The sequence below is a fragment of the Pseudomonas sp. Tun-23181 genome, from assembly GCF_057415455.1.
In genome coordinates this window covers 790,282-802,797 of the sequence record NZ_CM171630.1, presented here as the reverse complement: position 1 = coordinate 802,797, position 12,516 = coordinate 790,282, and the positions used below count along the sequence as shown (strand labels likewise).

Below are 12,516 nucleotides of genomic sequence, written 5' to 3'. Positions count from 1 at the left end.
ATCCATGGGATTATCACATGGATGATTCACCTTTAAAGTCGCATCAACTCATCGAGAAGGCCCGGCAATAAAGCTCGGGTCGCTGACAGGAGGAGTTGATATGCGTACTTGGTTCATTACTGGAGCTTCCCGTGGTTTTGGTACCCTCATCGCAGAACACGCCCTGCGTGCCGGCGACGCTGTGATTGCCACCGCACGTAAACCGCAAGACATTACTGACCGGCTGGGTGCTCACCCGAACCTCCTGGCCGTGCGCCTGGACGTGACCAGCGAAGAAGAATCGCATCAGGCTGTCGCGGAAGGCATCAAGCGTTTTGGCCGTATCGATGTCGTCATCAATAATGCCGGTTTCGGTGTACTGGGTGCGGTGGAAGAAACCAGCGCCAGCGAAACCGAGCGACTGTTCGCTACCAACGTGTTCGGTGTCCTGAACGTAACCCGCGCTGTCCTGCCGCACATGCGTCGCCAGCGTAGCGGGCACATCGTCAACATCTCCTCGATCGGCGGCTACCAGGCTTACATGGGCTGGGGTGTATACGGCTCCACCAAGTTCGCAGTGGAAGGGATCACCGAAGCGCTGCACCAGGAGCTGGCACCCCTGGGCATCCACGCAACGGTCGTTGCTCCGGGCTTCTTCCGCACGGACTTCCTGGACGAACAGTCGCTGATCAAGACCGCTCTGGAGCTGTCGGACTACGACGAAACCGTCGGCAAAATGCGTCAATTCGCCGAAGCGGCCAACCATGCACAACCGGGTGATCCGGTGAAGTTTGCCGAAGCCATCCTGGCCCTGGTGAACGCTTCGAAGCCGCCACAGCGGTTGGCCCTGGGCAGCGACACCGTGGCGCGCATCGGTGAGAAGCACAGCTTTGTCGAGGCAGAGCTGAGCGAGTGGAAAGAGCTGGCGCTTTCTACCGACTTCGCGGTGTAAGTCGACCACAAGCGTAAATAAGACACAGAAACCGGGCTTGCCCGGTTTTTGTGTTTCTGGAGGGCGGAATGTCTTGAGGTAACCGCTTACTAAATAGGGAGCTGGAAAGGGAAGCTATAGTGAAAGGATCCAGCCCCGTCTTTACGCCTGTTGGAGACGCATCATGGAATCGGCAATCCCTCCGTATCTGCGTACTGAGCGCACCCAACCTTCCACCATGCCTCCCAGTCATGTTCCTCCATTTCCCGCCTGGGCAGCGCGATTTGATCCACTGGTGGGGCAAGTGGTCATGGCTTACTTCGGCGTGCAATCAACAGCTGAGCTCAGCATTGAAGATTTGAAGCCGATCACCCATCGCTTCGTGTCTTCCAGTGGCCCGAAACACTGGGATCTAGCGCACTGTAAAGACGCAGCAGGCTTCCATAACCTCATCGCCATTGCCTACTGGTCAGCACCTGCTGACTTCCTGAGGTGGCGCCAGCAGAGTGGTTTCGATGTTTGGTGGAACGACCCACAACGCGCTGGGGAGACGGTGGGATGGTTCATTGAAATAGTAAGCCCTACCGCGGATCGCTTTGAAACCCTCCAGGCATCGCTCGGCGCACCAGAAGGAGTCGCCCACCTGGCCGAGTCTTTAAGTGACACCGTCCAGGAGCATGGATATTGGGGCAGCGTACGGGATCGGTTTGCACTTGCTCAGACTGATCCGCTTAGAGGCACTAAGCCTGAAGCAAATCCCAGCCAACAAGGCTCGCCACGTACCCACCTGTCAGGTAGGCAAAATCTTTGTTTGATCCGCTCTGGCCAAGATTGGGGGGCTACTCGTGATAAAGAACGAAACTTGTACCTACACGACATTCAGCCTGTACTGGAGGAGGGCATGACCTACCTTCGTGATCAAGGTGGGCCACTCGGCTGCCTTTCATGCCGTTTCATGAGGGTACTGAACACCACTACCGGCGAACCGCTGGAAAAAAGTTTTGGGCTCGCGCATTTCGATGAGCTGGCGAATTTAGAGGCTTGGGCTAAGACCCATCCGACGCATCTGGCCATTTTCGGTGGATTCATGCGCTATGTGCGAGCATTAGATTTCCAGGTGGCGCTGCGACTTTACCATGAGGTTTCTGTAATCCCGGCCGACTCTCAATGCTTTGAGTACATCAATTGCCATCCAGGCAGCGGATTGTTGGGCTCGTGAAATCATCAGGACACCCGCTAGGCCATGCACAACAAACAATCATGGCCGAGCGGTGGTGAGTCAATTGTTGGCATCCAGCACGACACGGTACCGTGCCTTACCGCTTCGCAGGTGATCGATTGCCTCATTAACTCTGCTCCTGGGGAAATATTCAACCTGCGGAACGATCTGATGGCGATCACAAAACTCCAGCATGGTTGCCGTGGTACTTGGAGACCCGACCGGAGAGGCGGACAAGATCTTTTGTTGGGGGATCAAGTCGGACACATGCACCGGAATAGCAATGGGAACGATGCCAACGAAGTTCGGACGGCCCTTGGCACGAAGTGTGCCAATCATCGCCGATGACGAACACGTGTAGTGGCTCGCCGCCGTGGAGAGGCGTAAAGCCAACATCGAAACCTGACGCTTGAGTCGGAGGGGGGAAATGAGCCTACCGACTCGAGCGCCAGTCCCGGTGCATCAGATCATTGTGGCTTAGTAACGCCTCAAGAAATGTTGGACTCGCTCCCCGCTATCAACCCCGAAAAAGTCGCTTGCGTAGGCGTTTTTCACGATGTTGCCACCCTCCATGAAAATCACACGATCCGCTACCTCCTGGGCGAAGCGCATCTCGTGGGTTACCACTAGCATTGTCATTCCCGCATCAGCAAGATTTCGCATGACTAGAAGCACCTCATCTCGCAACTCAGGGTCGAGAGCGGACGTAGGCTCGTCAAAGAAGATCACCTCAGGATCCATGGACAAGCCCCGGGCTATGGCCACACGTTGCTTTTGACCACCAGATAGCCGGGCAGGGTAAAAGTCTGCTTTAGCAGCCAGGCCAACCTGTTCCAGTAAATCCATTCCTTTTTTTACTGCTTCCTGCTTTGGGACTTTCTTGACGCTGACAAGTCCTTCGATAACGTTCTCAAGGGCCGTGAGGTGTGGAAAGAGATTGAAGGACTGAAACACCATGGCTGTCTTCTGGCGCAGCTGAGCAAGTTCATGCTTGTCTGCGCGACTCATGCGTTTCCCGGCAATCAGGTCAATCCGATGTCCGCAAATCTCCAGAATCCCGCTATCGGGCTGCTCCAGAAAATTCAGTGAGCGCAACAGCGTGGTTTTCCCTGAGCCTGATGGCCCCAGAATTACCACTACCTCGCCAGCCTCTACTCTCAAGTCCACTTTGTTCAGAACAACATTGTCACCGAAGGACTTGGAGACGGCAGTGACCTTGATTTTAGTGTTGCTCATCGGTAGCGCCTCGTCATACGCCCTTCAAGATAGGTTTGAATTAACGTCAGAATCTGGTTGATGAGCCAGTAGACCAGACCAATCATCAGGAACATTTCCATGTAGCGGAACGTCGACGCACCTACCTGTTCTGCTACACGGGTCATCTCAACAACAGTGATGGTTGACGCGAGAGAAGTGTCTTTGATCAGGGCAATCAAACGGCTTCCTACGGGTGGCAGTGCAATGCGAGTGGCCTGGGGAAAGATGATTCGACGAAGGCACGTCCAGTAACCCATCCCCATAGCCTGCGAAGCCTCCCACTGACCAGGATCCACGGCATTGATACCTGAGCGAAAGTTCTCGCTCAGGTAAGCGGCGGAGAACAGTGTCAGTGCCAGCAGGGCCGAAGGGATCGGCGTCATCGTAATGCCATAATGAGGCAGGCCGAAGTAGATCAACAGAAGCTGAACCAGCAACGGTGTCCCACGGAAAATCGACACATACATGAACGCAACTGACCGCAAGATTGCGAGGTTGGAGTTGCGCATAAGCGCAACGCATATACCGAGCAAACTGCCCAATACAAAAGCGCCCAACCCTAGTCCAAGCGTGACCAGTACAGCCTGCTGAAGCAGTGGCCAAGCGCGCAGGAATAATTCCAGCATCAATCACTCCTCAGCCAGGGCTTTCTTGATACCCGAGAGCATTTGGTAGTCCGCACCAACGTAATGCTTGGAGTAGGCTTCCACGGTGCCATCGGCAATCATTTCACTAATCGCCTTGTTGACCGCTGTTTTCAGACTTTCGCTGCCCTTGCGCATTGCCGCGGCAGACACCTGGTAGGTGAGGGGGGCGCCTACTGCCTTCAACGGCAGCTTGTTGACCACACGGTAGTTTTCACCGCTGAACCACGACGCGATCACCACGTCGACGCGACCGTTGGCCAGGTCATTGAACACCAGCCCGCCGTTGTCATAAGTGCGAATAACCGACTGGGTCAGATTCTTATGAGACCACGACTCATTACTGGAGCCCGCCGTAACCCCCACTGATTTACCGGCCAGATCTGCTCGCTCATGGATATCGGTGTTCTTGGCGAGGAGGAAAATACGAAACTCTTCCACGCCGTATGGATCGGAGAAATCGACTTGCAGCGCCCGCTCTTTAGTGGGAGTGAGATCGTTCATCACCAAGTCGTACTTGTCAGCTTTGAGGCCTTCTACGAAGTTTTTGTAGGTATCGGCAATGAAAACGACTTTTGGGACACCGATACGCTTGGCCACTTCCTTCGCCATGGCCACGTCGTAACCTGACGGTTTGTTTTCCGCGTCGATGAAGCTCCAGGGGGGACTGGTCTGTGTGTTGGCAATACGAATCTCGCCAGCCTCCTTGATACGCTGCAGAGAGTCATCCGCGCTTACGGAATTGACGCCCAGGGTTGCCAATGCGAGCAAAGAAATTGCAAATCGAATGCCGGTGATTGTTTTCATAATCCATCCTTAATTTATTGATCACCGCCCCAAGATTGGGCGGCGAAAGGCGGCAGCACTTCGAAGGAAAAGGGCGGCGAAATCTTGCGCTTCACCTACCCCGTGGGTGTTACACGATTGCGTGCTCAAGACGGGCTTGTTCGTAGCACTTCAATGCATTGTCGAGATCGCCGATCAGCACCTCTGGGTCTTCAAGACCTATGGAAACCCGAACGATTGGCTGGTTGGTAGGCGGGTATTGGCGCGCCTGCTGCTGACTGGCAGGGTAGTAAGCAACTAGACTGTGCGTCCCTCCCCAGCTTGCGCCTATTGGGAAATGCCGGAGCGCATTGAAGAAAGCACTGAAGGCCGCCTCACGAGCTGGCTGGAGAATGAACGAGAACAGGCAGCCATTGCCTTCAAACTGTTTCTTCCATAGCGCAAACCCAGCATTGGACTCCAGTGCGGGGAACATCACCTCGCCAACCATGGGGTGGGCATCCAGCCAGCGGGCAACTTTTAACGTGTTTTTGCTCTGCTCCTTCATCCGTACCTGAAGCGTGTCCATTCCTCGCATGACCAGAAAACAATCATCGGGGCTGACCGCCTGGCCGAGAATACTTTGAGTCTCACGCAAGCACTCGTAGTACGACGTGTTGAGCATACTGATACTGCCCATGAGCACATCCGAGTGACCACCAAATACTTTGGTGACCGCTTCAACCGATAGGTCGATACCATGCTCAAGGGGGCGGAAATACAGCGGGCTTGCCCAAGTGTTGTCCATCATGGTCATGACACCATGACGTTTGGCGACCGCCGCAATACCGACGATGTCCTGCATTTCCATCGTGATTGTGCCTGGCGCCTCCAGACAGATCATCTTTGTGCTTGGTTTAATCAAGCGCTCAATATTGGAGTCGATAGTGGGAGGGTAGAACTCCACCTCTACACCTAAATTCGCCAGCCAGTTTCGAGCGAAGGTTTTTAAGGCACCATAGCAAGCATCTGAGATCAAGATGTGATCACCGCTACGCACGAACCCCATCACGGCAGTGATAAGGGCAGATGCACCAGATGGAGTAACCACGCAGTGACTGGCGCCTTCCAGTTGCGCAATCCTGTGCTCCAGGCTCCGTGCTGTTGGTGTGCCGGTAATACCGTAGCTGTAGCCATCAGGCTGACGAGATTTGCGCGCGACAAAATCTTCGAAGGTATCAAAAACTACGGTCGAACCGCGCCATACAGCAGGTGACAAGCTGGCAAAGGGGTTGTCCGCGTGATCGGTGAAGCTCATTGTGAAGGTGCCCCCAGAGGCAGTTGGTTATGGCCTGATTCTAGGGGTATGAAAATCTTGCGAGCAAGACGGTGAATTATTTACTCTATAAGTTCAGGTTATAGCTTAGAGAGACTTCATGGGCATTCGAGAAATTGAAATGTTTCGCGCCGTAATGACCTCCGGCACGACCAGTAAAGCAGCAACGATGCTGGGTGTATCGCAACCGGCAGTCAGCCAGGCGATTAGGAAGCTGGAGGTCAGTGCGGGGCTACAGCTGTTTGTACGCTCTCGCAGCAGACTGGTACCCACCCAAGAAGCGGTTGCGCTGATGGCGGACGTAGATCGCTTCTTCATGGGCTTTGAAGCCATCGAGCATCGACTGAAAAGCCTTCGCGATCTGGGCATAGGGCGTTTGAACATTGCCGTGCACCCGGCGCTTGGCGTGTCGTTTCTTCCCCGGGTGCTGGCGGATCTAGACCTCGCCAAGCGCGACATGCAGGTGTCGTTGCGAGTATTGAGTTCGAAAGAGGTGCACCAACAAGTATCTTCCGGGCAATGTGATTTTGGACTGATGGCTGATGAGATGCCTGTCGCTGGGCTTGAGCACTCAGCGTTTCTCGATAGCAATGGTGTGATTGTCATGCACGCCAGCCATCCACTGGCTAAGCAATCGATTATCACGCCTCGTGACCTAGGTGATGTGGATTTCCTTGCATTGAATCCCGAGGACAGCAGCCGTCACCGATTGGAGGCAGCGATGCGGGAGGAGGGCGTTGAATTGAAAATTCGGGTCGAAACACCGTACGCCCACACCCTGTGTGAGCTGGCCATGCTTGGCCTAGGGGTGGGGTTTGTGAACCCGGTGGCGGCGCGCGACTTCCTTGATCGAGGGCTTGTTGTCAAACCCTTCAGTATTGATGTCCATTTTGCCAGCCTTTTGGTATTCCGCCCTGGTAAACCTTTACCCGAGAACGCACGGCAGTTCATACGCGTTCTGAGAATCCGCCTTGAAAAAGACCTGAAGCAGCTCAGAACCAAGCTTGGGTAAGTGTAAGCAGGATTTTGCGGTGTTCTACTGCATACAACCCCGCAGGAACGGCGTCGCCTGGTGGAAGCGTTGAGACCTGCTCTCGAACCTGTGCATGAAGCTGTGTCAGACGCCTTGCGAATCGTTAGTCATGCCCAGGATGCCATTAACAGCAAGCAGAATCAGGCAAATCGAGAGCAGTACTCGACTAACTTCAGTACCGCACCGAGCCGTAGTCTGAACCCATGCAGAAACACACCTGCAACGGGTTAACCAGACGATGCTGATCTGAACGACCCGGCCCTAAATCCTTGATTACGACCGGAGTCACCGCCATGAAAACCATTAGCCAACTTATCGCTGCTGTTACCTTCGCTCTGAGCGCCACCGCATTCGCTGTACCGAGCAACCAAGAAGTTCGAGTCTACTCCCAAACTGCCAAAGAGCAGCAGACTGTCGCTGAAGACGGCTCGGATCGCACTCCAGGCTTCAAAGTCGCTGAAGGCGGCTCGGATCGCACCCCAGGTTTCAAAGTCGCTGAAGGCGGCTCGGATCGCACCCCAGGTTTCAAAGTCGCTGAAGGCGGCTCGGATCGCACCCCGGGCTTCAAAGTCGCCGAAGGCGGCTCGGATCGCACCCCGGGCTTCAAGGTTGCTGAAGGTGGCTCGGATCGCACCCCAGGCATCAAGGTTGCCGAAGGTGGCTCGGATCGCACCCCAGGTTTCAAAGTCGCTGAAGGTGGCTCGGATCGCACCCCAGGCATCAAGGTTGCCGAAGGTGGCTCGGATCGCACCCCAGGTTTCAAAGTCGCTGAAGGCGGCTCGGATCGCACCCCGGGCTTCAAAGTCGCCGAAGGTGGTTCAGATCGTACCCTCGGCCGTCGCCAAGCATAAACTAATGTGGCAACCCACATCGGACGGGGACAGAATAGTGAAAAAGCCCTACAGGCTGAACCCTGTAGGGGTCATGCCGAGATAAGGGGAAAATTCACTCACTTCCCCTCTATCCATATGATTAATATCACAATTTTAAAAAACCACATGGGTATCGCGATGCGGCGATTCTGACGTGTGTCACCCAGGTCGATCGCTGCTACACGGCGAGGAAAACATGGTTGGTGCCGACGTGGGTTACAGGTGTAGGAACAAACAGTTCCCTGATGCTTAGGAATGAGGTCGATTAACAACCTCAGAAGATCCTTCAGTTGAACCGGTCGCGGCAAATCAGGCAGCCGGAATGAATGATTCTATAATCACTCTATAATTGACTATAAAGACCGTCCTAGAGCGGCAGCTAGGCTGCTCCCTGTGACTTGAGGCTTCCCCTCCCTGTCAGACTTGTTTCGCACGTCTGGGTATTGCGCCCCCGCTAGCCGTTAGCAGCCTGGCATCCTCGTCTGGGCACTGGTTTGGACCGGCTGTGAGAGAATGAGGCTGGCCAGTACGACAACAATGCTGGGAGCAATGATTGGCCCATATGCCCAAAACCTATGGCACGCATTGTTCAGGGGGATGTTATGGACAAGCTCTACGACAGGCTGGTTTTGCCGAGAGGCCACTAGGGGTCGCCTCAGAAAACGGAAAATAAAGCACGCTAAGCCGGTTGCAGCGGTCGTAGCGGCCTGAACTTGCCCGCGCCGATCTTGGCGCTGCTGCGCCAGAGGTAATCGCCGGTGAGGTTGATGTGCTCCCAACCGAGCGGCGACAGGTACTGCAACAGCGCGTCATCAACGGCATGGCCGTTGCCACGCAGCGCGTGCGCAGCCCGTTCCAGATAGACCGTGTTCCACAACACGACGGCAGCCGTTACCAGATTGAGGCCGCTAGCCCGGTAGCGCTGCTGCTCGAAACTGCGGTCGCGGATTTCACCCAGGCGGTTGAAAAACACTGCCCTGGCCAGCGCATTGCGCGCCTCGCCCTTGTTCAGGCCGGCATGCACGCGGCGGCGCAGTTCCACGCTTTGCAGCCAGTCCAGGATGAACAGCGTGCGCTCGATGCGGCCTAGCTCGCGGAGCGCCACGGCCAGGCCGTTCTGGCGTGGGTAGCTGCCGAGCTTTCGGAGCATCAGGGAGGCCGTCACCGTGCCCTGCTTGATCGAGGTGGCCAGCCGCAGGATTTCGTCCCAATGGGCGCGGACGTGCTTGATGTTGAGCGTGCCGCCGATCATGGGTTTCAGCGCGTCATAGGCGGCGTCGCCCTTCGGGATGTAGAGCTTGGTGTCGCCCAGGTCGCGGATGCGCGGCGCGAAGCGGAAGCCCAGGAGGTGCATCAGGGCGAAGACGTGATCGGTGAAGCCCGCCGTGTCGGTGTAATGCTCCTCGATCCGCAAGTCGGACTCGTGGTACAGCAGGCCGTCGAGCACGTAGGTCGAATCGCGCACGCCGACGTTCACGACCTTGGTGGGGAGCCCGCAGAATTCGGAAAAAATCGTACGCTAACAGTTCAAGCGTCCCGGCCACGCCTGACTGTAGCTTGTTGACTGGTCAATCTGTCTCGCGGGTAAAGCGATAGAACAAGTTCGGCTCGCTGACCACGTACAAATACCCTTCATCGTCGATGGTTACGCCTTCGGCTTGGGGTATACCTTTCAGCAAACCAGCAAACCCCCTCGCCAAGGAGCGGAAACTCACCACCTTGCCCTCGTCGGTCATTTCAATCAGCAGTTTCGACTCGTCGCTGAGCAGGATCAGATGGCCGCTCTGTTGATCGAATACAACCGAAGACAAGTCAGTGGCAAACACCTTGTCTTTTACTAGGTTGGACATGTCGCGGACGTGCAGGGAAACGCCTCCTTCCAGGCTGGCACGAAGGCCGCTCACTTCCAGTAATTGCCGGGGGTCACGCTCCTTGGTCACAAACAAACGATCACCTTTTAGGTCGTAGGCGAGCCCTTCAAGGCCTTTGTTGTCCTCCTTGCCAAGCGCCAAGGTTAGCGCTGAATACTGGTCTAGGCTCAATGGTCGATCAGGAGAAAGCTTACCGTATTCGTCGATGGGGATATCCACGATAACCAGGCTCTGCCGCCGCTCTTCGGCAATGACCAGTTGACCGTTGCCGGCATAGGACACCGCTTCCACGTCGTGGAAGCCATCCAGGCTGTAACGTCGCTCCACGTCACCGTCACGACTGAGGGCCAGCAGCTCGTTCGGGCCATTGGTAACCGCCCACAGCAGATTTAGGTCAGGATCGAAGGTCAGGCCCGAAAGGTTGTTGTCCACACCGGGAACCGCCTTAGCATCCAGCTCAACCCGATAGCCAGGCAGCCACACAGAGCGCTCCTGCCAATCGTCTGTGTGCCAGTGGGTCTTGATCCAAAAGTACAGACGATGTCATTTTCAGAAGACGACTGCACCAGTTGATTGGGCGTAATGGCTGTTGTGCAGCCAGCTCCTGACAGTTCAATATCAGAAGTGATCTGCACCAATCTCGACTATGCTCAATACTCGTGTGCACCAAAGCGAGGTGAGCATGGCGACGGAGGCTCTGTTGCAAAGATTGGCGGCAGTCAGAGGTAGGCTGTCGCTCTGCGCCGATCAGGCGGCTGCTGCGAAATGGTGGTTGAGCATGCCCATGGCCTCCGTCAGCGCCGAGGGCCCAATGCCAAAAGCTCTCTCCACAAGGCGCACCTCGCCCCTGATGCCGGGCTGCAGGCACCAGGGGCGAGCCTGTCCTTTGCGCAGGGCTCGCATGACTTCGAATCCCTTGATCGTGGCATAGGCCGTGGGGATCGATTTGAAACCGCGCACCGGCTTGATCAGTATCTTGAGCTTTCCGTGATCGGCCTCGATCACGTTATTGAGATACTTCACCTGCCGGTGGGCCGTCTCCCGGTCCAGCTTTCCTTCGCGCTTCAATTCGGTGATCGCTGCACCATAGCTCGGCGCTTTGTCGGTATTGAGCGTGGCAGGCTTTTCCCGGTGCTTCAGGCCTCGCAGGGCCTTGCCCAGGAACCGCTTCGCTGCCTTGGCGCTGCGGGTCGGCGACAGGTAGAAATCGATCGTGTCGCCCCGCTTGTCGACTGCCCGGTACAGGTAGGTCCACTTGCCCCGCACCTTGACGTAGGTTTCATCCAGGCGCCAGCTCGGATCAAAGCCACGCCGCCAGAACCAGCGCAGCCGCTTCTCCATCTCCGGGGCGTAGCACTGGACCCAGCGATAGATCGTCGTATGGTCGACCGAAATGCCGCGTTCCGCCAGCATTTCCTCAAGGTCGCGATAGCTGATCGGATAGCGACAATACCAGCGCACCGCCCACAGGATCACATCACCCTGGAAATGGCGCCACTTGAAATCCGTCATCGTTCCGTCCGTCCAATCTCCGCCAAGCATGCTCAAGCTTCACGATTTTTGCAACAGAGCCCACACGAGTATTGAGCATAGTCGAGATTGGTGCAGATCACTTCTGATATTGAACTGTCAGGAGCTGGCTGCACAACAGCCATTACGCCCAATCAACTGGTGCAGTCGTCTTCTGAAAATGACATTTGGTATCTCTCATAAACGGATGTTTTTGAGAGAACTATCTTCGGCCTTCACACGCACGAAAGGCGGCGAAGCTCCGCCGTTAATCCGTCCGCCGGAGATCTCGCCCAGGCAGGCTGAAGGCCGAGCAAGCCTGACAGGCCCGAAAAGCCCGGCACGGGCGTCGGCGGCGATGACGGCGGCGGCATTATCCAGGGTTGATGATGGAAGTGGAGGATATCGACAACCTCTCGCGCAACCAAGACATCGCGGTCGGACTGCAAGTGATCTTGAAGCCACGGGCCCGTCCCACCCCGACATGGACCTCGATGCCCGAACGGACGTTAGATTTCGAGTTCTAGGCGTTCTGCGATGAAGGTTGGATCCCAGCCGGGATTGAAAGTGTCGACGTGGGTGAATCCGAGCCGCTCGTATAGGCCACGCAGGTTCGGGTGGCAGTCGAGCCGCAGCTTGGCGCACCCCTGCGTTCGCGCGGCATGGCGGCAAGCCTCGATCAGCGCGGAGCTGACACCCCGGCCCGCATGTGTCCGTCGCACCGCGAGCTTGTGCAGATATGCGGCCTCCCCCTTGAGGGCGTCGGGCCAGAACTCGGGATCCTCGGCCGACAAGGTGCAACAGCCGACGATGCCGTCGCTGCAACTCGCGACTAGGAGCTCGGATCTCAGGACGAAGGTCTCCGCGAATGTCCGGTCGATCCGCGCGACGTCCCAGGCGGGCGTTCCCTTGGCGGACATCCACGCCGCAGCGTCGTGCATCAGCCGCACAACCTCGTCGATATCACCCGAGCAGGCGACCCGAACGTTCGGAGGCTCCTCGCTGTCCATTCGCTCCCCTGGCGCGGTATGAACCGCCGCCTCATAGTGCAGTTTGATCCTGACGAGCCCAGCATGTCTGCGCCCACCTTCGCGGAACCT

Annotated in this window: 11 protein-coding genes and 2 pseudogenes; 4 read left to right on the top strand and 9 right to left on the bottom strand. The window is 56.3% G+C overall.

The window, feature by feature from the left end:
• Positions 1 to 100: 100 nt before the first annotated feature.
• Positions 101 to 931 carry an oxidoreductase gene (locus ACDI39_RS04165; RefSeq protein ID WP_410045934.1) on the top strand — a complete coding sequence of 277 codons (831 nt, stop codon included), beginning with the start codon at positions 101 to 103 and terminating at the stop codon, positions 929 to 931.
• A gap of 163 nt (positions 932 to 1,094) precedes the next feature.
• Positions 1,095 to 2,129 carry a phenylacetaldoxime dehydratase family protein gene (locus ACDI39_RS04160; RefSeq protein WP_410045935.1) on the top strand — a complete coding sequence of 345 codons (1,035 nt, stop codon included), beginning with the start codon at positions 1,095 to 1,097 and terminating at the stop codon, positions 2,127 to 2,129.
• A gap of 60 nt (positions 2,130 to 2,189) precedes the next feature.
• On the opposite strand, the pseudogene ACDI39_RS04155 reads toward ACDI39_RS04160, so the two are convergent.
• From ACDI39_RS04155 to metC, 5 genes and pseudogenes are all read right to left on the bottom strand, one after another.
• Positions 2,190 to 2,474, bottom strand: a pseudogene (locus tag ACDI39_RS04155) (alcohol dehydrogenase); the annotation flags it as partial.
• Positions 2,475 to 2,606: 132 nt separating this feature from the next.
• Positions 2,607 to 3,365, bottom strand: coding sequence for an amino acid ABC transporter ATP-binding protein (locus tag ACDI39_RS04150; protein ID WP_283724213.1), 759 nt, complete (start codon positions 3,363 to 3,365; stop codon positions 2,607 to 2,609).
• Positions 3,362 to 4,012: an amino acid ABC transporter permease gene (locus ACDI39_RS04145; RefSeq protein WP_410045936.1), complete on the bottom strand. Its 651-nt coding sequence runs from the start codon at positions 4,010 to 4,012 to the stop codon at positions 3,362 to 3,364. The genes ACDI39_RS04150 and ACDI39_RS04145 overlap by 4 nt, the downstream gene beginning before the upstream one ends.
• 3 nt (positions 4,013 to 4,015) lie before the next feature.
• A complete protein-coding gene (locus tag ACDI39_RS04140) occupies positions 4,016 to 4,837 on the bottom strand; it encodes a transporter substrate-binding domain-containing protein (RefSeq protein WP_486537731.1) in 822 nt (273 codons plus the stop codon).
• A 109-nt stretch (positions 4,838 to 4,946) separates the two neighbouring features.
• Positions 4,947 to 6,113 carry a cystathionine beta-lyase gene (gene metC / locus ACDI39_RS04135; RefSeq protein WP_283724210.1) on the bottom strand — a complete coding sequence of 389 codons (1,167 nt, stop codon included), beginning with the start codon at positions 6,111 to 6,113 and terminating at the stop codon, positions 4,947 to 4,949.
• Between the two features lie 118 nt (positions 6,114 to 6,231).
• On the opposite strand from metC, the gene ACDI39_RS04130 reads away from it, so the two are divergent.
• Both ACDI39_RS04130 and ACDI39_RS04125 read left to right on the top strand, forming a co-directional pair.
• Positions 6,232 to 7,143, top strand: coding sequence for a LysR substrate-binding domain-containing protein (locus ACDI39_RS04130; protein ID WP_410045938.1), 912 nt, complete (start codon positions 6,232 to 6,234; stop codon positions 7,141 to 7,143).
• 314 nt (positions 7,144 to 7,457) lie between these two features.
• On the top strand, positions 7,458 to 8,015 hold the full coding sequence (locus tag ACDI39_RS04125; protein ID WP_486537728.1) for a hypothetical protein: 558 nt from the start codon (positions 7,458 to 7,460) through the stop codon (positions 8,013 to 8,015).
• A gap of 700 nt (positions 8,016 to 8,715) precedes the next feature.
• Here ACDI39_RS04125 and ACDI39_RS04120 read toward each other — a convergent pair.
• From ACDI39_RS04120 to ACDI39_RS04105, 4 genes and pseudogenes are all read right to left on the bottom strand, one after another.
• Positions 8,716 to 9,525, bottom strand: a pseudogene (locus ACDI39_RS04120) (Tn3 family transposase); the annotation flags it as partial.
• Between the two features lie 79 nt (positions 9,526 to 9,604).
• Positions 9,605 to 10,444, bottom strand: coding sequence for an SdiA-regulated domain-containing protein (locus tag ACDI39_RS04115; protein ID WP_228480256.1), 840 nt, complete (start codon positions 10,442 to 10,444; stop codon positions 9,605 to 9,607).
• Between the two features lie 210 nt (positions 10,445 to 10,654).
• Positions 10,655 to 11,419 carry an IS6-like element IS6100 family transposase gene (locus tag ACDI39_RS04110; protein WP_043936525.1) on the bottom strand — a complete coding sequence of 255 codons (765 nt, stop codon included), beginning with the start codon at positions 11,417 to 11,419 and terminating at the stop codon, positions 10,655 to 10,657.
• 506 nt (positions 11,420 to 11,925) lie between these two features.
• Complete coding sequence (locus tag ACDI39_RS04105) at positions 11,926 to 12,426, bottom strand: GNAT family N-acetyltransferase (protein ID WP_000376623.1); 501 nt, start codon at positions 12,424 to 12,426, stop codon at positions 11,926 to 11,928.
• Positions 12,427 to 12,516: the final 90 nt, after the last annotated feature.